14 protein-coding genes are annotated in these 21,577 nt (G+C 35.8%); 10 read left to right on the forward strand and 4 right to left on the reverse strand.

Going from position 1 to position 21,577, the window contains the following annotated elements:
- The first annotated feature begins 185 nt into the window (after window positions 1-185).
- The 3 genes from ABWH96_RS17840 to ABWH96_RS17850 all read left to right on the forward strand — a co-directional run bounded on the left by ABWH96_RS17840 (window position 186) and on the right by ABWH96_RS17850 (window position 3,679).
- On the forward strand, window positions 186-2,234 hold the full coding sequence (locus tag ABWH96_RS17840) for a tetratricopeptide repeat protein (RefSeq protein WP_375578860.1): 2,049 nt from the start codon (window positions 186-188) through the stop codon (window positions 2,232-2,234).
- Window positions 2,218-2,862: a response regulator gene (locus tag ABWH96_RS17845; protein WP_375578861.1), complete on the forward strand. Its 645-nt coding sequence runs from the start codon at window positions 2,218-2,220 to the stop codon at window positions 2,860-2,862. The genes ABWH96_RS17840 and ABWH96_RS17845 overlap by 17 nt, the downstream gene beginning before the upstream one ends.
- Before the next feature lie 421 nt (window positions 2,863-3,283).
- Window positions 3,284-3,679 (forward strand): hypothetical protein, encoded by a 396-nt coding sequence (locus tag ABWH96_RS17850; RefSeq protein WP_375578862.1) that lies wholly within the window; start codon window positions 3,284-3,286, stop codon window positions 3,677-3,679.
- A gap of 565 nt (window positions 3,680-4,244) precedes the next feature.
- Here the strand turns inward: ABWH96_RS17850 and tssD are convergent.
- On the reverse strand, window positions 4,245-4,724 hold the full coding sequence (gene tssD, locus ABWH96_RS17855; protein ID WP_375578863.1) for a type VI secretion system tube protein TssD: 480 nt from the start codon (window positions 4,722-4,724) through the stop codon (window positions 4,245-4,247).
- 12 nt (window positions 4,725-4,736) lie between these two features.
- Window positions 4,737-5,420 (reverse strand): hypothetical protein, encoded by a 684-nt coding sequence (locus ABWH96_RS17860; protein ID WP_375578864.1) that lies wholly within the window; start codon window positions 5,418-5,420, stop codon window positions 4,737-4,739.
- Window positions 5,421-5,575: 155 nt separating this feature from the next.
- On the opposite strand from ABWH96_RS17860, the gene ABWH96_RS17865 reads away from it, so the two are divergent.
- The 6 genes from ABWH96_RS17865 to ABWH96_RS17890 all read left to right on the forward strand — a co-directional run bounded on the left by ABWH96_RS17865 (window position 5,576) and on the right by ABWH96_RS17890 (window position 14,996).
- The gene (locus tag ABWH96_RS17865) at window positions 5,576-6,136 is read left to right on the forward strand and encodes a hypothetical protein (protein ID WP_375578865.1); all 561 of its coding nucleotides are present in this window, start codon (window positions 5,576-5,578) and stop codon (window positions 6,134-6,136) included.
- Between the two features lies 1 nt (window position 6,137).
- Window positions 6,138-9,941, forward strand: coding sequence for a zinc ribbon domain-containing protein (locus tag ABWH96_RS17870; RefSeq protein ID WP_375578866.1), 3,804 nt, complete (start codon window positions 6,138-6,140; stop codon window positions 9,939-9,941).
- Between the two features lie 92 nt (window positions 9,942-10,033).
- On the forward strand, window positions 10,034-10,726 hold the full coding sequence (locus ABWH96_RS17875; protein ID WP_375578867.1) for a DUF1266 domain-containing protein: 693 nt from the start codon (window positions 10,034-10,036) through the stop codon (window positions 10,724-10,726).
- A 64-nt stretch (window positions 10,727-10,790) separates the two neighbouring features.
- Complete coding sequence (locus tag ABWH96_RS17880) at window positions 10,791-13,055, forward strand: hypothetical protein (RefSeq protein ID WP_375578868.1); 2,265 nt, start codon at window positions 10,791-10,793, stop codon at window positions 13,053-13,055.
- 106 nt (window positions 13,056-13,161) lie between these two features.
- The gene (locus ABWH96_RS17885; protein ID WP_375578869.1) at window positions 13,162-14,259 is read left to right on the forward strand and encodes a WG repeat-containing protein; all 1,098 of its coding nucleotides are present in this window, start codon (window positions 13,162-13,164) and stop codon (window positions 14,257-14,259) included.
- A gap of 290 nt (window positions 14,260-14,549) precedes the next feature.
- Window positions 14,550-14,996 (forward strand): DUF2059 domain-containing protein, encoded by a 447-nt coding sequence (locus ABWH96_RS17890; RefSeq protein WP_375578870.1) that lies wholly within the window; start codon window positions 14,550-14,552, stop codon window positions 14,994-14,996.
- Between the two features lie 577 nt (window positions 14,997-15,573).
- On the opposite strand, the gene ABWH96_RS17895 is transcribed toward ABWH96_RS17890, so the two are convergent.
- Together ABWH96_RS17895 and ABWH96_RS17900 are read right to left on the reverse strand one after the other, a co-directional pair.
- On the reverse strand, window positions 15,574-16,902 hold the full coding sequence (locus tag ABWH96_RS17895; RefSeq protein WP_375578871.1) for a T9SS type A sorting domain-containing protein: 1,329 nt from the start codon (window positions 16,900-16,902) through the stop codon (window positions 15,574-15,576).
- Complete coding sequence (locus ABWH96_RS17900; protein WP_375578872.1) at window positions 16,890-20,648, reverse strand: FG-GAP-like repeat-containing protein; 3,759 nt, start codon at window positions 20,646-20,648, stop codon at window positions 16,890-16,892. The genes ABWH96_RS17895 and ABWH96_RS17900 overlap by 13 nt, the downstream gene beginning before the upstream one ends.
- Window positions 20,649-20,989: 341 nt before the next feature.
- Between ABWH96_RS17900 and ABWH96_RS17905 the strand changes: the two genes are divergently transcribed.
- On the forward strand, window positions 20,990-21,565 hold the full coding sequence (locus tag ABWH96_RS17905) for a hypothetical protein (protein WP_375578873.1): 576 nt from the start codon (window positions 20,990-20,992) through the stop codon (window positions 21,563-21,565).
- Window positions 21,566-21,577 lie beyond the last annotated feature (12 nt).

A 21,577-nucleotide genomic window follows, 5' to 3' on the forward strand; every position in this document is an offset into this window, starting at 1 on the left:
AATATCATCCTACTTTGACTTATTAAGCAAATTCTTACTAATATCAAGCTCTGGAAACACGATCCTAGGCTATAAAGTGTCCTGCTTATTGCTTTTTATCTTTAATTAGAGCTACACGATAAATACAAAAAAGACCGATATAGATAAAAAAAACAAATATCACTGAATATTGTGATAGCTTTTAAATGAATAAAGCTTTCTTTTGTAAAAGAATTATAGATTTATACAGAACTATTGCCAGTACCATGCCTGTTTTACTTAAATATTTCTTCCTGCTTCTGCTATTTTTACTAACATCTAGCATAAAAGCACAAGAATCAAAAGAAAAAGAATTAAATGATTTGCTAAGGCTTTTTGCTGCCAATTCTACAAAATCACCTCAGAAGGCAGCGGAATATGCCAATCAAATGTTAGCGCTTAGCATAGAATATCAGTTGCCTCTTCACACGGCCAAAGCACATTATGCACTAGGAAATTTAGCCTTTAAACAGGGGGATTTCGACTCCACAATTTTTCAGATTAGAAAAGCTATAAACTATTTAGAAGAACTAGAGATTGAAAAAGGACGTTCGGCTTGCTACAATTTACTGGCGGTATCCTACAAAAATCAGGGTAAACTAGCAGAGGCTATGCAGAATTTCGAAATTTGTCTGCAGTATGCCAATAAAACAGGAAATCAAAAAAGTGTGGCCAATGCTTACCAAAACATCAGCCTAGTTTATTTTCAGCAACAAAAATATGTAGATGCCGCTAAAAATCTCGACAGGGCACTAGCCGAATACACATCAATAGATGATTATGCAGGCATCATCTCTACCAAATTCAACTTCGCCAATATTATGAAAGAGCAGGGTAAATACGAGAAGGCAAGGCAATTTTATAAAGAAGTGTTGGAATTCCATCAAAAGGAAGGTAATGAAATAAAGGAGGCTCATGTAGGAATTAATATGGCGCAAATTTTATTGGAAGAAGAAAAATATGAAGAGGCTTTACCACAGCTCTTGGCCACAAAACAGAAGCTGGAAACACTCAATCTCGAAGCTGATTTGGGCTTGGTCTTAAATGACCTGGGCATTTGCATGCAAAAGTTGGCAAGAAATGATGAAGCTATTCAATATTTTCAGGAGGCATTATTGTATATTGAAGAAAACCCTGATGTTTACTACAATACCGAACTTTATCAAAATCTCTACAGCTTGTATGCAGAAAAGGGACAATACAAAATTGCACTACAGTTCCTAGAGAAAAAAGTAAGCCAAAATGAAAAGCAAAATTCCCTCGAAATAGAAAAGCATGTAGCATCACTCCAAGAACAATACGAAACCAGACTAAAAGAGGCTCAAATTACCCTACTTGAAAAGGAGAAATCCTTAAAGGAAGTGGAATTGGAAAATGCAGCTATCAGCCTGAAAAAACAACAAATGACAAGAAATATATTGTTCATAGGCTTCCTGATTGTACTCACTGCCTTAATTATTATTAGATATTTCTATAAGGAAAAGATAAGGTATCAGCAGAAATTGGCAAGAAAGCAAGAGGAAATAAATCTTCAAAAAACCATTGAACTAAAAAAAGATTTTCGATTAAGAACAATTGAACAATATCAAGAAGGGCAACAACAGGAAAGGTCAAGAATTGCACGTGAAATACACGATGGAATTGGAAGTGAATTAGCTGGACTGAAATTAGCTTTTGAGCAATATTTGGGAAGAGAATCTGAAAATAAAGAGTCCCAAAGAATACTGACTGGCATACGCAATGCATGCCATGATTTACGAGCTGTATCTCATAAACTACACCCTCCTGCATTTGCTCAAACAGGCTTTTGTGATTTTCTGGAAGACTTTATCAATCAAAATTCAAAAGCATCAGGAATCGATATCCAAGCTATTTTCTTTCCTCGTGAGGCAATTGATGCTTTGCAAGAAGATTTATTGGCAGATGTCTATAGAATACTGCAGGAACTGATCAATAACATAATAAAACACTCAAAAGCAACAAGTTCCGAATTACAGCTTACCCTTCATGACAGTTATCTTAATATTGTTGTTACAGATGACGGAATAGGTATTCAAAAGGACGCTTCCATTAAGGGAATTGGGCTGCGGAACATCAAGGAAAGGTTGCTTAGCAGAAACGGAAGCCTGGAGATTGATTCTTCAGAGCAGGGAACCATAACCAATATTGATATAGATATCGTAAAATCCACAGAAAAAAATGAAACTAAAGTATAACTTAATTATAGCTGATGACCATGTGATGTTCCTTGATGGACTTCACAGTATACTTTCGGAAATGGAAGAAGTAGGGCAAATTCATCTGGCTACGGAAGGCACCCAGGTTCTCAGGCTTTTAAATCAGTTTGATGACATTGACATGGTAATCAGCGACATCAATATGCCTAAAATGGATGGGATCCAATTGCTTTCAGAAGTAAAAAAAAACAGCCCTCATATAAAATATTTTATATTAAGCATGTTGGACGATGTGCGTACTATCAATAAAGTAGTACAAAAAGAAGCCGATGGTTACATACTAAAATTTGCTGATAAGGAAGAACTAAAAGATGCTGTAAAAGATGTATTGAAGGGGAATCGCCACTATTCCAACAAGGTGAAAGAAAAGTATATGGAAAGTAAGTTTGAAAGAAAGCAAAACAGTCATATTGAGCTATCAAAGCGAGAAAAAGAAATATTAAAGCTATTGATGGAGGAGTTTACATCCAAAGAGATATCCGATAAACTTTTTATTTCTATAAACACAGTAGAAACACACAGAAAAAACATTCTACTAAAAACTGGCTGTAAAACTACAGTAGGAGCTGTTAAATTCGCTATCGACAATGGATATTATGATGAGTAAGCTCAAATTATTTCATTGTTATTCTAAATATCAAACCTTAACCCGCATTATTCATGAAATGGGCATGACAAATAAGTTAATAAATTTAAAACCATTGATTATCAGTATATTACAACAGGGTTAACCCCGATAATTTATAAAAGCCTAATAGTCCAAATTTGGGTGTTTTAAAATTCATGTTTTTATATGGAGATTTTAATGTAACTACCTAATAATCGGGTTTTTATAAATCGCCTATCTTTCGGACAAAAAATTCATTTGAATTTTTCGGGTTAACAAAAATGTATGTTTTTAATCGTAAAACCCACTACTCGAAAGACTCACTGAAAACCATGACTTTTTCATTTCACGGCTACTGGGTAAAAGCAGCAGTGGGCTAAACTGTACTTTTACATTAGTTAAAAACATAAAATCATAAGCAATGGGATTACAAGAAAAAAAAGCTGCCAAAGTCATAAAAGAACAATATTTTAATGACTATCAAAAAGAATTAAACCAAATAGCAGGGAAAGAATTACCTATAGAAATCAATTGGGATTCATTCGATCTTAATTCAATAAAATTTATACCAAGCGTATGTTTACAGCGTACAGTAGATGCTTTTAAAGACGTCTGTGCTGACGATTTTGGAAAAGAAGCTATTCAGGAAAATGTAAATAAAATTGTAGTTAACAATATCGATCCCAATACCGCTGCAGAGAATAAAAGTATTGGTTTAGATAGTGGTGTATTAATCATAAACGCCAGCTATGGCGGACATCATACAGGCTTTTTTACTGACCTAGACATTAAAAACTACTTAGAGAGTAATTTATAAGCATTTAGTCAATTTAGTTTAGGTAAGTAGTGATGAAGAAGTGCTGTCCGCTGGGGCAGTGCTTTTTTTATGCTGTTCTAAAAAACACCTTAATAAAACGTTATGCTCAAACTTTTTGGAATTAACTATAATATCAGCAGCATAACTCTAGCCTATTAGCCTTTCGTTAAAGATTTTACAGATCAAAAGCTAAGCATTTTGCTATTGAAATGTTGAAGAAGGAACACCCTTTAGCATCACTGTTTTTAATTCGTAATAAAAATTGCTGTAGAGAAAAGTTGAATAGACCAGACTTTCCCATTCTAAACTCAATCCTTAAAGGAACTGATAAGCAGCAAATGTGTAACGGACTCGATAACAACTAGCATAAATCAAGCCTTGCAAGGGGTGATGTCAGTTAAAAGTAAGGATGCTATCGCAAAGAGAATTTCCAAACTTGATTTTTTAGTAAAAGTCATTCGCATAAAAAACGAAAATAGACCAATGCAAAACCCAAATAGCATAAAACAAAAAGGGTTGTACTTTATCTAGCGCAACCCTTTTATAATCTCTCTTTCAATAGAAATCATTTATCATCTATAATATTGACCCCATCAATAGTCAAAACCTTTACCAATAAGGCGAAATCTGAGCCATAGCTATAACCTGATCCCTTACTATATGTCCCACTTTGACTACCTACCCTTGCTTGTTCAAAATTAATTTTTCTCACTACCTCATTAGTAAATATATCAATAATGGATATTTCCCCGCTCAAATATTTTGGCGACCGTGCCATCCATTGCAGTAAAAACTTATCCACTTTCCCAGATATAACACAATTCAACCCCACAGAAGCATCCATTTTTTGATCTGCTATGGAATCAGTATGATAATCAGTACTAAAATAATAAGAGATATTCTCAAGTTGATAGGAACGTTTTTCACTATTAGGCCCTTCATACAAATCCATTGATATCTTGTAATTCGTCTGATTGCTTTGTGCAATAGCCTGAGAAAAAAACAGGATGGATAATACGGTAATTATTAAAATTTGCTTCTTCATTTTCATTATGTTTTATAGTTTTTCTTCAATTGCTTCCTGTAAAGCTCTAGCTTTCCAAGCCATCTGTGGGGCTTTATCTATTTTAAATTCTACCGACAAAAGATTTTCTTCCAAGGAAAGTTTATTTTCCTTTCCTAGACTGAGTTTTAGCAGACTTATGCTCTTCTCTAAAGCTTGTTTTCCCAAATCTGTGGATGAAATCTCCTTAATCACCTCCACCACCATCTTCATAAAAATTTTAGCATAAAACTGTTCTAAGTCAGTATTCAATGCTGATAAATCAAATTCCAAGTTGATTTTTCTTTGTGAAAGGACAGCCTGGGCATCATTTAATTTCCTTTTTAACTCTAAAGAGGAAGGTACATCATCTGCTCTTGGAATAAATTCCAGCTGACCATCAGAAAGAGCATGAAGCCAATTATTTGCTTTATGTACTTCAATGCTTTGCACACTTAAGCTACTGCAGTATTTTAGTTCAGACTTGCCCTCAATGAAGCTGCCCAAAAGCACTTCTTCATTTTCGAAATTATAGTTCAACAAATAACCGCTCAATATATTCCCACCACTAAGTCCAATGCTTAAGTAGGGTAAATCTGGCTTTTCCTTGTGCGCCTCCATTTTAACCAATTCATATAATTCTTTTATTATTTGTTCAGGACGATGCGCCTTTAGCTTTAATAGAGTTCCTAAATTCATGGCTGCATTTTTTAAAGTTAATGTCACAAAGATGAGAGCCTTCCTTTTTATTTTACTCACTGTTTCCAGTGATATTGGATATTCACTTTGAATAGGTATTAGCCTCTGAGTGAGAGAAAATACCTTTGCTTTATCATCAATTAAAATCAGAAAGCATGGGTATTTCGAAATTACTATCAAACATTTTAAGAGCTAAAGGACTTGAAGATCACCATATAGAAGCATTGGAAGAATCTGGCATTAACACTAAGGAGGATTTTGCACTAGTTGGGGATCATCAGACCTTAACAGATATTACAGGGTTAGAAGAAAAAGTAAGCAAAAAAGTGATGGTATGGGCAGTGGGCTTGGCTCCTGCTACAAAACCCGAAGAAGTTGAACAGGTATCTTCCTCTCCAATCGTAGTGGAAAGTTCTGATATTGTAAAATGCGTTCACTGCAATGCCAAACAACCGAATGACTATAAAACTGGAGATTTATGCCTTTCCTGTGGCAACCAAGCGGAGCCTGTTCAAAATTGTCATTGGTGCTTAAGCTCTGGTCCTGGAAAATACTGTAGAAGCTGTGGGTCTGAATTTGTAGGCTCTTCCGATTTTGAAATTGCACTTTATCTAAAACGTGAAGGAGAATCGAAGAGAGCAATAGTTGCTAAAGTAAAAGACATGGACTCGCAAGAAAAAGAAAATATGTGGGCAAAAATCAGAAGAGCAAGATAATATGAGCTTAGTAATTTACTGCGAAAAATGTGATACCAAACAACCTAAGGACTGGAAACCTGGTGACTTATGTACGGAATGTGGTTCCGCAGTGCGTGAGGAGCAACGCTGCTCGTGGTGTGTAAAGCTTACCCCAAAAGGTAAATTCTGTAAACACTGTGGTAATGAGGTTCAACCTGATCAGTATTTTGGGGCTGCCCGAATCCTGAAAAACCTGGGGATTAACCAGCTTGAATTGACCGCAAAACTGCAGGAACTGCCAGCCGCCAAACTTGAGCAATATCAAAGGCAATACAATAGGCATTATGCCATTGTAGAGCGTTCACTCCAGGACATCAGGCGACTGGAGCAGGTGCTCATCGTAAAAGGACAGGAAAAATTCTCCCTTGCAGAAGAAGCTCTTTTGCAGAGAATTCCTTTTGATGACAATTACCTTCAAAAAGCTGAAGATTATTGTACGACTACCATTAAGGATGATGAGTCTTTTCTAGAGAACCGGGAAAAGCTCCTCTCCCCTATTGGTAAACAATTAGCTGAAATAGCCTGCCTAAGATGGCTGCCTAAAAGGAATTGGACAGGCTTGCATAGCACTTCCCAACTCATAATGGACAATATATCTTCAAAATATTGTTCAAACAAGGTAGAGTTTGCTTTATTCCTTGGTCACCTTAACACATTTGACCCACAATTTGATTGGAGTCCTTTTCAGAACAATCAGCAGTTTTTAGATATTTTACTGCAGGTTTTAATCCCAATTTTAGATATCCCCTACTTAAAACCATATGCTGCAGTAGCCTTGATGCACAGCATGCAGCAGTTAGAGGAGACTTCCTATCAGCAATACAATCAATTAGAACATCTTGCTAATGAAGCTCTTGATCATGCTGATCAAGCCCTACAATTAGCGGCAGCCCTACTATTTCAGAAAGAAGAGGTTATAGCGGTGATAGCCCGCAAAGAATCTGCTGTTGGTGGCTTGGCAGTACGCTGGCTGCTGGATCACAACTCCGCTCATTTATTGGAAATGGTGCAGGGCAATACCCTAACTAAAACACAATTCAATGTGTTGGAATCATGTTTCAAAGAAGTAAGCAATGATTATTGGGAAGAATTGGCTTACTGGAAAGCTCAAAAAAAGCGAGTAAATGAAAGGCAAAGGGAACAAAGAGCCCAGCTGTTGCAAGAAGATCACGAACAGGAAGAGTTCACGCAATTTGAACTGAAAATAGCTCGCGAAAATGAAAAATTACAAGATGAAAAACCAAAGATACGTGCCTATCATAGCTCTTTCGCCAAACTAAGCCCATATGTACTCAACCAACTCTTGGATAAACGCAGCTTTGATGAGATTGCTTCTGCGGAGCAAGAGGAAGAGCCTTTAACCAATAGCCTACTGCGCTTTGTGGGGCATTTCGGCTCCTATTCGCAACAGGAATTGGATACACTTACTGAAAACATTCACTACTACAAACAGGAAGATAACTTAAAGCACTTATTTTCTAACTCCCCAGTCGAAGGACTGGACTATTCCCATGCCGAAAGACTATACTTTTCCAAGACAGATGCATTTAAGGATTTTAAAAAAGGGTTTGAGCAACTAGCTGCTTGGACAAGCTTAATGGATTTAGGCTATTATCCTCCCCTTCCTGCCCTGGAAAATGCCTTGTTATTTTTAAAAGTTCATCATACAACTGTTGCTTTTAAAGAGGATAAAGCAAGGGACATCATGTTAAATGCACTAGATTATTTGCTAGAAGCACCTACAGAAATTTCCTTTCATACCGCTAAGTATGTGATGACTCAAGTATTGGACATCAGCAATTTTATGCTATCGGAATGGTATGCTGATATGGCCCTGAGAAGAAATTTCTGTAATAGCGGTCATTACTTCGTTCAGGACAGCAATAAAGTATTCAAATTCCAGGCGGACGATGATTTTATCCAGCATTTTTTCGAAGGGAGTTATGAACGCTTCATGGAAACTTATAATCGTGTAATCGCTTTGAAAAGCCAGTCTACTTTTATGGAAAACTGGATTTCCCGCAAACCTGATGCACTAGCCAGCTTTCTGGAGCAAAACCCTGAAATAGCCATAGAATCCTTAAAAAACCATAAAACAGCTATCATCTATTCTCATCAGGGTATTTTAAATATTAAAAGCGAAGAGGGCCACTATCCTATGATTAAAGCCTTGGGCCTCAAAAAATGGGACATGGGCGATGTGATTTTATATTACCACAGAACAGGAGATTTATTCTACAATCAACCTGAGACCTGCTTGCAACGGCTCACTGAATGGATGACTGCTGATGGAGGCAAAAACTTCTACAGCCCGAATTTTGAGAAATATGTTCAACACTTCTTTACTTTTTCAGCAAAAACAGAACAAATGCCTTTTGGTATGCTGGAGTTATGGCTGCACGAAGCTGCAGCCTCCACTTTAAGTAGAAAGAAAAAGAAGTTTTATGATGACAGGTTTAGTTCGCTAGTACCTAATCTCTATAGCAGACCTTTGGTTACTGTGCAGCTACATGGAGAGACTTTTCCACTTAATTCTGACTATATTATAGAAAATACTTTTCAAGGCTTTGGTAATTTTCTAAATTATATAGATATCAATTTCACTTATGGTTTAACCCCACTAACCAATAGGTTTTGTTTGCATGTGCTTTTTCATGCTAAAGAAAGGCTGATTGAATATTGCCAGACCGATCAGGAGCAACTACGAACATTATTGTACGCCTTAATTGCTTTGGCAAGGCATCCTGACAATGAGAAAAACCACAAAGAAGACTGGTTAGAAGGTTTAGTTGATACTTTATTTGCTTTAGAAGCCGGCCTGGAGAATAAGGTTGAGCTGATCAATAATGTATGGTCATTGGGAGGATTGCATTTCAGCATTACTAATAAGGTTTATGGTTATGTAAAAGTAGCCATGACTAAATACATCAAGCAATCTGGAAGTGAAGGAGTAAGATTAGTGTACAATTTCTTCGAAGATTACTTTTATAGCAATGGAAGCGATGTTAGATGGGTGAAAGAAGTACTGGACAGCACAGTGAAAGAAATTGCAGCTGCCATTCAAAGCAATGAAGCCTTATGGTTTGATATTGGCAACTTAGTATTGCGGTTTTTATCAAAAGAACAATTAATTCCCACGGGGGAAAGCGAGCCCAAACGCATACTGGACAAGCTTTCTGCTCATTTCATTTCAGTATTGAGTGAAATTCCTGAAGAAGATTTTCCTCAGAAATTCATTAATACTCTTTTTGATCATCTAACATCGAAACAGATCAGCGGAGTAACTGCCATAAAATGGAAGAGCTTCCTGGAAAAGAGAGGTTTTGAGCCTGCATTGGTAAAAGTATCCGGGAATACTGAAATGGATAATACCCAAGAGGTAGAAGCAAATGAAAGTAAATTGGAAGTTCCTGATGAGATCCATTACGATCAGGAAAAAATGTACATGAACCTAAGCCAAATCAGTATGATGATGGGGAGTTTCAAAGTGGAGCAGGAACAAATGAATATTCTGATCAACCACCTGCCTTATTACAAAAAGGACAAAGCTGACAACCCTATGTTACATTCAATACTGATGATGAAACAGGCAGATATTATTGAATTTTTGAAAGATGATGCAAGCATCGCCATCCAATTATACCAAGCACTTTTTGAAATTTTAATTGATCCACTGTGTGCTCCTGATCGAACCTTTCCCATCTTATGGACAAATGAGTACTATGGTTTTACCAACTCTTTTGGAAGGCTCCATCTTTGCACAGCAATATATCAGTTCAATTGAAGCTATGCTAAATGCAGGCGCATATAGTAAAGCACATACGGAAATGCTGAATAATTTATTAGATCAAATGAAAACCCAACAAGAAAGTTAAAATGAAAAACCCTCATATATCAGAAGACTTATATTTCGGGCTGGAGCTATCCACACTTGCCATGAGCCAGTTTAAGGACTATGACCCTAATACTATTTTTGGGTTTACGGAACCAGTAGAAAGTTTTATAAATTATATCAAATCCAAGCTCCGTTTACAAAAAATCACCAATTTAAAAGAAGCAAAAGACATGCTGTTCTTTTATGCTAATGACAAAATGTACAATAACTTATTCAGCAAACTAAGAGCTCAAATCAATTTAATGACGCTTTCAGAGTATCAAGAGCATTTAGAGGGTGTAGAAAACCCTATTGATTATAAGCGCTATCAATTAGTGAAAACCTACCAATTTGATTTAGGGAGGCAGGGAATTAAAGCATATGATGTAAGTGAATATGTGAAATTGACAAGGCTTTGTGGACTCTGTGGTTTACTGAGTGAAAATGAGGTAAGGAACAGAATTTGGGATATTGCCATTATAACAAAAAAGTGGTTCACATCATGGAACGATTTTCATAAAGCCGTTATGATAGGCGAGCAATTTGCAGAAGCTTATGGTCATCAGAACCATAATATACTTGCCCCTGAAGTAAGAAGCCATAACCTATGGTATAAATTGTCGAATGAGGCGAAGTTGGAGCACAGTCCCTTTTTAGGACAGCAGTTATTTTCAGATGGAATAGTTAATCACTGAACCTAAAAATAACTTAGTGACATCAGCCTGCCTATCACAATTCAGCTAACATAAAAATAATTAAATGAACACTATATTCGAACTACAGATAAAAGAAGTAAAAGAGGCTCTTCTCGAGAGGGATATAACCTCTGCTACTCTAAAGCAGGAAGAAGCCAGTGAAATTTTGGAAAGTTTTTCAACTGAAGAAGTTGATAAAAACCTTCCTTTAATAGGGTTGTTCCACCGGTTGTCCATAAGCCTTTTACAAAACCTGCACCAAAAACAGGCAGTTGGGGATTTGTATGAAAAACTTATTGTACATCTGGAAGAATTGAAAAAGCTTGATTTGGCAACTGCTGATGATTACTTAAAGATAAGTTGCCATACCGAGAAACTGGACATATCTATTTTAGAAGATATACTTTTGAAAGAGCCAGAACATGCGCAGTTGATCCGTGATTTGGGAAAGTATTATCTGCGAAAGCAAGAACATGAGAAAGCATGGATATGTTTACGAAAGGCGAAAGACCTTTGCCCAGAGGATCGCTCCACAGCCGCAAACCTCTATGAGTGCTGCCGAAAATATACGGATAATTTACTGGATGACAACACGCTTAATATTAATCAGGCAGAGAAATTGTTAAAGCTATATACAGAAATATATGATAGCAATTCTTGTCTGGAAGTATTGAATGGTCCTATTGGGAAGCAATTACCCATGGAAGTAAAAGAAAATTATCTAGCTATATCCTATTTCAGATTAGCTAAATACAGTGAAGCTTTAGCACTTTGGCGTAAGCTCCATGAAAAAGACAAGTTGAATTCAATCAGTAGAATTGCTTTTGCAGAATTTGAAGCCATGAACGGAAACATAGAAATGGTAACGGATTTATTGAACCACCAAACAGAATTCAAAAAAAGTGATTTCTCTTCAGCAACCAAAATTAATGATCTATTGGCCATTTGGAATGTCGGTAGCAGTAAAAGTGAAGCTCTGCATGCTTATGCTCTCTTAGGGCATGTAAATCTGCAACAAAACAATTCAGACAAAGCTGAAGCTATTGTTAAAGAAGGTTTAGAATTAAAGCCAGACGATGTTGCTCTTCTTTTGATCCTTGTTAAAGTTTATATTTTACAAAATAAGTCCTATCAAGCTATTATCACACTGAATTTCGCACGTAAATCAGGGCTTAGCGAGCCGAAATTTCTGCTGGAAACGGCAGCATTATATTTTCGCTGGGCGGAATGGCGAGAGGCTTTGGATTTGATCAACCAATACCACAGCATAGACCTAGGCACTCCTGATAGCAGCTATATAGGAGGAGTAGCCGCCAGGAATATTGGAGAAACGACAAATGCCTACCAACTATTGAATTTATGCATCACTGGTTTTCAGTCACATGCATTAACCATTGATGCTCTGTATCAAAGAGCTACCATGTCCCGATCCGTCTTTAGATTTGAGGAAGCCATGCAGGATGTGGAATGGGCCATACGAAATGTAAGTGAAGAGAATATTCTTCATAGGAAGTTCAAAATACTAAAAGGTGACCTGTTGTTCAACTTAGGGCAATACGAAGCATCTTATAAAAGTTTAATACAGACTCATCGGCAACAAGCTTTGGAGGATCAGCCCTTATTGTATTTGCAGATGTTGGTACATTCTGGATTTGGAAAAGAAGATGGAAGGCCAGAAAATTTACCAATTTTAAGTAATGAAAGCATAATCCAGCATCCGCAGGATGCACTTGACCATATATATAATGGTAAAGTGCAAATTATGTTAAAACAATACTTGGATGCAGCAAAATCATTTGTTAATGCTGCTGATGAAGGCTATTTACCAGAAATACACTATAAAAAAGCTTTTGACATGGCAAAGAAGGCTGAAGCCAGAGAATATTTGATTGAGCTTTATCACGTCATGGAGAAAAAATTTATATTGGACTTTAACACTACTGCCATTTACGCCTTTGCTTTATACAAAACAGAAAAATATGAGGCAACCATTTCTGCTTATGAAGCCATGGCTTACAAATATCCTGAAATGACGCAAAGCAAGGAAAGCAGGAAAATATGGAGCCATACGATTGCTCATAGTTTTCAGAAGCTGGGCCAATATAAAGAAGCCATTCAGTTTTATGGTATTTTATTGTCGCACATGGAAATTCACGACAAAGGTTTTATGAAAAGACTACAGGAAATAGCAGAGCAAAGATCAGACAGAGATGATTTTAGCCGATATAGCTTATTGCAGTATATGAAATTTGAAAATATTGCTTTAAGTGAAAAGGAACAGAAAAGTTTAGAAGCCCTTGAAATACAGATGAATGCCATACGTTTTTAACTATGGTGATTAACAGAATCTACTTGGAAAAATCAGGATTTAACAAATTTGGCTATTTTCACTTTCTGATTCATGTATTATTACAATTGAAATTAGGTTGTTAAAAATGAAAAACATTCTTCTACTGCTTTTATTAATGGCGCATACATTTTCTTCTTACAGCCAACAAGATAAAAGCTGGACGGCATTTTATGATAAAGATTCAGGGCTGATGGGTTTTAAAGATAGCTCAGGAGATGTTAAAATAAAGCCAAAATTTATGGGCTTTACTGTAGCCAAGAAATTTGATGACATTATTGCGGTAATGGAACAAAAAGAAGATGAATATGTCAGCTATCATTTAACAAAAGCAGGTAAGATAGTTGGCCGTGACAGTCTATTTATTTCTGACAATTCCGCTGATTGCGAAAACGAGGGCTTCATCCGTTTTCAGGATCATAAAACTGGAAATACAGGAATGCTAAACAGTAAAGGAGAAGTAGTTATACCTGCTGAATACAATGCACTGTCCCAGGCAAGGAACGGATACATAATTGCTTTAAAGGGAGCCAAAAAATCCTTTTGGGACAAAAAGAAGCATTCGGGCTGCAATCATTTTAGCTGGAAAGGCGGGCAAACTTTTCTTTTGGATACCGCCAATCAAATGATCATAGAAGATTTTAAGAACGAATCTGTACTCGATTTTTACTCCCTTGATATTATTGAAAAAAAAGTAGATGATCCAAACAGGGAGGTTTATAAGGCAAAAAATGACAAGTATTACTCTTTCATTGCTTTTAAAAAGACTTTTGAAAACTGGTTAGATAATGAAGTTTTAGACTCTTTATCAAGAGAGCAATTATTGGCGGCAACTTATGACAGTATATATTTCTGGATAGATAACAGTGGCTGGCTAACGCACCCTAAAGATTATTTTATAGACCAACACTATGACTTGCTTAAAAGTCGGCTTTTAGCTATTCGAAAAGAAGGTGCTGATTACTTTATTTCAGTGGACGGATTGAATCCTTATAATTTCGAAACATCGGAATTTGATCAATATTTTAACAACTGTAGTGAAGCCAAATACTGGAAGTACCCTTTGATGACCCTGGTGATTAGCCATGGCAAAGGAGAGGATTATTTTCAAGACCACATCAGTTTCCTAAAAACAGAGGAAGGATACCAACTGATACAGCTCACACTTAGAAATACAGAAGAATGATAGTGAATTGATTGGCAGCAGTGAAATTTATATGCTATCATCAACACAATCCGGACTAAAATATTGCACTTGCAAATGACTATATTGTAAATCCTAATGGACCAATTGAAAAGTAAAGCTTCAGTCCATAATAGTTGATTTATTATTTGAACTACCATACAAAGAAATCCTCAATGTAAAGCAATTTAAATGCTACTATACCAACAGATGAATTAATTTGCACCATACTGTTGAAGATTAGAATTATACTTATACCTTAAATGAATAAAATAAAAACTAAAACTGTAATTATGAAAAAAAGATTTTTAACAATCGCTTTATTAACCCTTGTAAATTTAACAGTCTTCGGACAAGTTGATACAGAATACGGTAAAACCCTTCAAAAAATGTTTGAAGTCTCAGGTACAGAACAGACTTACCAAACTGTCATTAAACAAATAATTACTATGTACAAACAACAATATCCTCTTATAGAACTAGAAATCTGGGATGATTTAGCAAAGGAATTCACTAAAACATCCCTGAATGAGTTGACTGATATGTTAGTTCCTGTTTATTCCAAATATATGACAATAGCAGACCTAGAAGAGCTAATCAAATTCTACGAAACCCCGGTAGGGAAGAAATTCGCCAAAAACACACCTTTGATAATGCAAGAATCTATGCAGGTAGGTCAACAATGGGGAATGGAAATTAGCCATGATTTTGAGAAAAAAATGGAAGAAAAGGGTTACTAAACCTGTCACATACACGAAACTATCTATTATTGTGATATGATGATTGTTAACCTGAGTTCGATTATTAATTTAGGATTCAGACCGTTTGTAAATAGTGAGTTTCAACTAAAAATTTTGAAGCAATAGCGGGCTATTGTAAGAAATTTTTAGGAAGAAAATCGCTGTTTACAAGCGGAATCAGAAAAACTTTCCCATAAAACCCAATATACAGCGTTGTCTTTCTTCGATATAGCTCGCTATATCTTCAAAAAGACGCCTTGTCTATTGAATGGATGCCAGCCATAGGCTGGTCACCCCTTGGGTGAAAAATCTGAATTTCCAAATTAATGTCGAACTCAGGTTATTAAGTATTGCATGCTTCCATAAAGCTTCGCAGCATCTTGATAATGAAGTAACTCCGAAATCCTGAAAGTTAATATTGCTAAATATTATTGACAAATGTTTAGTAAAAAGATAAAAAAGAGAACAGTTCTAAAAGCAGATAACAACAATAACTTGATTTCAGGAAGTATATCGAACCACAACAAAAAACCTCAACAAATTCAAATTAGTTGAGGTTTTTTCATTTTAATGCTACTTAATTCTTTATAATCTTAAATACACTCAATTTTCCAGTTTCAGATCTTAAATAGTAAACTCCTTCATCTAGTTCAGTTAAATCAACTTCCTGACTTTGTTCTGCATTTAAAGTGAAAATTTTAACTACAGCTCCATTAGAAGAGATGATGGATACCTCTTGCTCCCTTCCAAAATAATCATTTATAAATAAAATTCCACTAGTTGGATTTGGATATAAATTAAAATTCAAATCTGTATTCTCATTTCCTAAAACAGTACTAATATCAAAATCGACTATTCCGCTTTCATTTAAATATACCGTAACACTCAATTCAATCATTTGCTCTTCAAACGGCAATTCGAAAGTAGTAGAAGCTTGATCAAGACCTGGAATATCAATTAAAAACTCATAATTTCCTTGAGGTAATTCTTCCATTTCAAAAGCACCTGAATCATCAGTAACCGCTACGCTTACTATTTCTTTTGTGGATTCATCTAATAAGTAAATCACTAATTCACTGATGCCTTCCCCACTTTTCTGGTCACCAATTGAAATTCTTGAAGTTGAGGACTCTTCTGATTTTACTACCTGCCCATTAATTTGTCCATTTCCTTTTGCCTCTCCCCTCTTGGCCTTCATTTTCATTCTTAAGTTCAAATCATTATTTACTCTAATTATTGAAGCATCTTTATTAAAATGGGTGTTAGCATAATAAGTAGGGAAAATACCCAAAGTTTGACTTCCTGTTGGAATGATTTGCAAAATATAATCATCAGAAGGAACATTACGAAAGCTTAACTCTCCATTGGTAAATTCTACTCTTTGAAAAAGGCCTCCATTTACATGAAATAACTTTGCCAATCCTTCTTCTAATGGATTATCATCAGGTCTTAAAACATCTACTGAGATATTGAATGCACCTATAACTGTAACTGTTTTAATAACTTCGGCACTATTTAAGGTATCATTTCCTGATTGAAAAGCCTTCACTTCCACTATTGATTCATTAGTTAAGACTAAGTTGTTATTTAAAATACTAGCTGATCCACTTTCAACACTAAACTTAACTGGTAGCCCGCTTGAAGATGTTGCCTCCAAAGGATAAGGTGATTGAGCCTGGCTCAAAGTATCCGGTAGATTAAATGTAATCGTTTGATCTTCTTTTACAATGGTTGCTTTATCCACAGTAACTTCCCAGTCCTGAGATGAAATGCCATCTTGTGCTGTTACTGTGTATATAACTGTCTCTGTAAAATCCATTGCTTCATTGGAATCCGGATTAATGCTTGCTCCTTCTGAAATTTCAATTTCTGGCACTAAATTCCTTATATCAGTTAATCCATCCACTTCAATTTCAACAGTATGATTTGAAGTATCTTTAAGAGCAGGCCCTTGGAATTAGGTAAATCAAAGCTAAGAATATCAGTTGCCGTATTTGATTTGGTAAAGATTTCACTTATCAATTCAGTACTACAGCCAGAAGCTATATCTACTATTTCAACCTTGTAATTACCCGCATTGAGGCTATCAATAATGATTTCTGTTGAAATACTAGTAATGGTTTTATAGGTATCACCATTTAAGAAAACCTCATAATTACGATTTGCCCTACTAACTTCAATTGTTATGCTTCCACTCTTTGTATTTCCAAAATCTGTATCTTCTGTATTTAATATGCTAGCATTGAATGAAGCTGAATCGACAACTTCCACCGTTTGCGCATCAGTTAAACAATTTCTATTATTATTCATTGCTTGCACGGTATAAAAACCCGCCTCTAAATTTTCAAGTACCGGTTCAGTATAAGAAAAATGAGTTTCACTTTTCACTTCTGAACCTTCATACCAATAGAAAGTATAATCGCTTTCTGCATCCAGATCCACAGTTGCTTCAACTCTACCATTTAACGGGGAACAGTTGGTGACAGGGTCTGCAATTAAGCTCATAGAAGGTAGAAAGATATTACTTTCAACAACAAAGCTTTCGGATGTTTTGCAACTACTTTCTTTATCAATCACATTTACCATATAATTACCTGTTTGTAAACTATCTATAGAATAGCCTACCCCAATAGAAGTAGTTGAGCCAGCATTTTCTAAATACCACGCAACATAATAATCTGAAGAATCACCTTCAACAGTTATTAAAGCCTCCCCGTTAGGAATATTATTATCGCAAGAACTATTTTCAATTACATGTAATTCATCTATCACTGGAAAGCTTGCAGTATTAATGTCTACACTTACCAAAGGAGACTCACATTTTGTAGCAGAATCAATAGCAATGACAGAGTATGTTCCTTCTGCTAAATTATTTATAGTAGCTCCTGTGTAATCTGGTTCTGGCTTCTCAACACTTCCAATAAACCATTCAAAAGTATAGCCAGAGGTTGATCCAGCTACAGAAGCACTAACACTTCCAGAATTGGTATCGGAACACACAATATCAGTTGTTGAAGTCATTACATTTGGTGTTTCAGTCTCATCAGGGACTTGTGCGGATTCAATGGTTTGACAACCCGTTGTTTTTTCAGTAACCAAGACAGTATAAGTTCCAGATGGTAAATCAGTTGCCATATGACTATTACTAATTTGTAATCCACCCCCAACAGTATTTCCTTCGTACCATTCATACTCATAATTTCCAATAGGATCACCTCCATTAAGTGATACAGTCAATTTGCCATTTGGATTTTGGCAGTTTGAATTACCTGCATTCACCGTTATATCAGCCTCAATATTCCTTACACTATTACCTACTACAACCTGAATAGTATCTGAACTACAACCAGCTGCTTTTTCTTTAGCAAAAACAGTGTAAGTGCCTGCACTTAAACCCGTATAGTTAGAACCAGTGTAATCTGGTGTGTCGTCCACTGTAGTTCCATTAAACCAATGAAAATCAAAATCAGCCGTTACTTCAGTGCCATCCATTAAATAGAAGGCTCTTATAGAGCCATTTGGCCCTACACTAGTTACAGAACAGGTGACATTGTCGACTACTTCTGTTGATATTTCAAATGGAAATAAAGTAACCGTTGAGGACACTATATTATTTTCATAATCACATTCTAGGAAATTAGAATTTGGAAAACTAATGGGTGTAGGGATAGTAGTACCAGCGTCATTTAAGACAGCATGAAGGGTGAAATTCCCGCCTGTTCCGTTTACTGTAATATCCTGAGCGGAAAAAGTTTCTCCAACTGAAAAATTACTTAGCGTAATCAATTCAGTATTGAGTTTATTAGCACCTGCCACCAATGGATCACCATCATAAAATGTGACTGGTATTTGTCCGGAAATAGCTACATCTCCATTATTTTCAAAGTCAAAGCTCACCGTAAAATCTTGTGCTAAACAGCTAGAGGCATTAATCGTCAAGCTTGATTCAATAAGATTTAATTCAGGGGCTGCATTGGCATAACAACCATCAGAAGTAAGTAAAGGTGCTTGATTTAAAAAGTTATTTAGTGGGCGATTTGGCCCAAATGTGCAAACCCCATCTGAAAATACTAATTGATGCTTTTGTTGATTTTGAGGTACAGTCAAATCGTCATTGATATTGACATTAAAATAAGCATGCTGATTCCATACTTTCCTGGATGGTACCCAAGGCTCACCTCCAGATTTATAAACTCTAACCTCAGCAGGAGTATTTAATCCCAAACTTCTTCCTGGAGTGCCAGGGCTATGATCTTCACTTACACAAGTAACACAGATTTCAGTTGAGCCATCAGCATCTACATCGGCTACTATAGGGTATTCAACGGAAGTTCTTGAACGGCAATGAATTTGGGTGTTTATACTACCGTCATTTCCGTTCATAATATATAAATAATCCTCATCACGATATACAATCTCTGACTTACCATCTCCATTGAAATCAAATAAAGTAGCCCCCGTTATCCCTGATGTTTCTTCATTTACCTCAGCTGGATTAGGATTACCAACTTGATCAACCCATAATGATTCCCAGTTTTCATCTAATGCATAAAGATATTTTCCTGAAACAAATGCAGCATTTAACTGACCATCACCATTCAAATCAGCAATATTCACTCTGCCCATTCCTCGAGCCCAACCAAACTGATAATCACCAGTGCCTCTTGGATCATTAAATTTCTTGACGGTATTATTAATTACATCCCAAAGAAAAACAGTTGATACATTTCCTCCATCAGCACCCGTAACGATTACATCCAAATTACCATCCAGATTATAATCAGCAACAGAAGTGGTTGCACTTTGGGCTGATTGATAACTTCCATTTTTTATTTGATAGGGTGAAGGCATGGTAGCTAGAAGTGTTAAATTGCCTGAATCTTCAACTCTACTGTTAAGGTTTACTGCATAAATTTTATTACCTAAAACCAATTCTAAATCATCATCTCCCACTATGTCAACGGCCACTACTCCACTTGGTATAGCATTCCAATCGGTTCCGGAATTTACTACTAAACGAGTTCCTGTTAATGGGTCTCTAATTTCATCTTTATAATACAATTCAGCTTGACCGTCATGGTCGAAATCTGCAAAGCCTAAAAATACAGGGTCATTGTAAAGTCGCTCGGAAGTCCATAAGAGGTTTAGCTCACAATCAAAAGCACTTATCGTGTAATTATTATTAGCAATTTCATTTATAATAAATACCTCTCCACAGTTATCATCTTCAATATTGGCAATTGCAGCCGATCTGAAACTCGGATTATTGGTTGTGGCTTGGTGTTTAATAGTGGCATCATCACCGTTTAACAGAAAAATTCTATCATTATGAAGGTTAGTTGAAAGTATTTCTGGTAGCCCATCCCGGTCCAAATCGCCTATGGCTATTCTACTTAAATTAAGTGAAGCATCATTTCTTGATTGATAGCCTAATTCAAGCGTAAATTGAGGGAATTGGGAGGGTTCAGCTTCACAGGACGCATCATTTCCCATGTAAAAGCCATCACATGCTGCATCTGATACACAATCTCCATCGAAACAGTCTATAAAGCCATCCCCATCATTGTCGATACCATCATTACAAATTTCTTGGGCGTTACTAAAGCTTAAAAAGAATAAGGAAAAAACGAATAATAAAAAAATCTTTCTCAAGGCAGTCTGAATTTGAAAAGTTATCGGAACTATAAAATTAAAATAGTTCGCAATATATTAAATCTTTAAGATAATGACTTAGAAATTTGCAGTAAATACTTTCAATATCACAAAAAAGTTGATTTAATATAATAAGTGAGTACGAATCTGTTATTAAATCACGAGCAGTGATAGACAAATCTATCAAAATATTAGACTACGAAAAATGATTAAAGAGCTAAAAGTATAACCTAATTGGATAATTATCTCCTTTTACATTTAATTTAAAATAAAATTATTATAGTTTTAACTTTGAATAATATTGTAAAGCTATCAAATCGTTGGCCACAAATAAAACCTTTATGAAAACGAACCTCCTTCTACTCCTAATAATCATCTTAGTTTCCTGTAATGGAAATAAAGAAAATAATTCTGACACTACTACTGAACCAATAGCTGATAATCAGGAGCTAATCGATATTTATCAAAACGACCAGGGAGATCGACAAACCGATAATATTAATTGGGGAGAGGTTATGGTAAGAGATAGTTTAAGAAGAAAAAGAGTGAATGAATTACTTGATTCCAATAAAGTGAGAACTTCAAACGACTATCAGAACGCTGCAATGGTTTTTCAGCATGGAGGAGATTCTACCTCCTATGCCAAAGCAGTTAAGTTTATGAAAAAAGCTATTGAATTAGATTCAACTACTAACAAATGGTTATTGGCCGCTGCAACTGACAGATACCTCTTAAGCATAGGGAAACCACAAATTTACGGGACACAGTATATAAAAATGAGAGGTGAACCCTGGGAACTTCAGGAGATTGATACTACTCAGATTACTGACGCTGAAAGAATTGAATTTGGAGTAGAAACTTTAGCTCAACAAAGAGAAAAAGTTAAAAGGATGAACAGTGAAAGACTGTCAGAATAACTCAAATACTTA

The sequence above is a fragment of the Marivirga tractuosa genome, from assembly GCF_042140215.1.
GTDB lineage: Bacteria > Bacteroidota > Bacteroidia > Cytophagales > Cyclobacteriaceae > Marivirga > Marivirga tractuosa_A.

What these genes read in the sequence shown, in the direction of transcription:
- ABWH96_RS17860 (WP_375578864.1), bottom strand. Translation starts at nt 5,420, where the DNA reads ATGAATTTAGGAACTCTATTAAAGCTAAAGGCGCATCGTCCTGAACAA.
- ABWH96_RS17840 (WP_375578860.1), top strand. Translation starts at nt 186, where the DNA reads ATGAATAAAGCTTTCTTTTGTAAAAGAATTATAGATTTATACAGAACT.
- ABWH96_RS17870 (WP_375578866.1), top strand. Translation starts at nt 6,138, where the DNA reads ATGAGCTTAGTAATTTACTGCGAAAAATGTGATACCAAACAACCTAAG.
- ABWH96_RS17905 (WP_375578873.1), top strand. Translation starts at nt 20,990, where the DNA reads ATGAAAACGAACCTCCTTCTACTCCTAATAATCATCTTAGTTTCCTGT.
- ABWH96_RS17875 (WP_375578867.1), top strand. Translation starts at nt 10,034, where the DNA reads ATGAAAAACCCTCATATATCAGAAGACTTATATTTCGGGCTGGAGCTA.
- ABWH96_RS17865 (WP_375578865.1), top strand. Translation starts at nt 5,576, where the DNA reads ATGGGTATTTCGAAATTACTATCAAACATTTTAAGAGCTAAAGGACTT.
- ABWH96_RS17890 (WP_375578870.1), top strand. Translation starts at nt 14,550, where the DNA reads ATGAAAAAAAGATTTTTAACAATCGCTTTATTAACCCTTGTAAATTTA.
- ABWH96_RS17845 (WP_375578861.1), top strand. Translation starts at nt 2,218, where the DNA reads ATGAAACTAAAGTATAACTTAATTATAGCTGATGACCATGTGATGTTC.
- ABWH96_RS17885 (WP_375578869.1), top strand. Translation starts at nt 13,162, where the DNA reads ATGAAAAACATTCTTCTACTGCTTTTATTAATGGCGCATACATTTTCT.
- ABWH96_RS17880 (WP_375578868.1), top strand. Translation starts at nt 10,791, where the DNA reads ATGAACACTATATTCGAACTACAGATAAAAGAAGTAAAAGAGGCTCTT.
- tssD (WP_375578863.1), bottom strand. Translation starts at nt 4,724, where the DNA reads ATGAAGAAGCAAATTTTAATAATTACCGTATTATCCATCCTGTTTTTT.
- ABWH96_RS17850 (WP_375578862.1), top strand. Translation starts at nt 3,284, where the DNA reads ATGGGATTACAAGAAAAAAAAGCTGCCAAAGTCATAAAAGAACAATAT.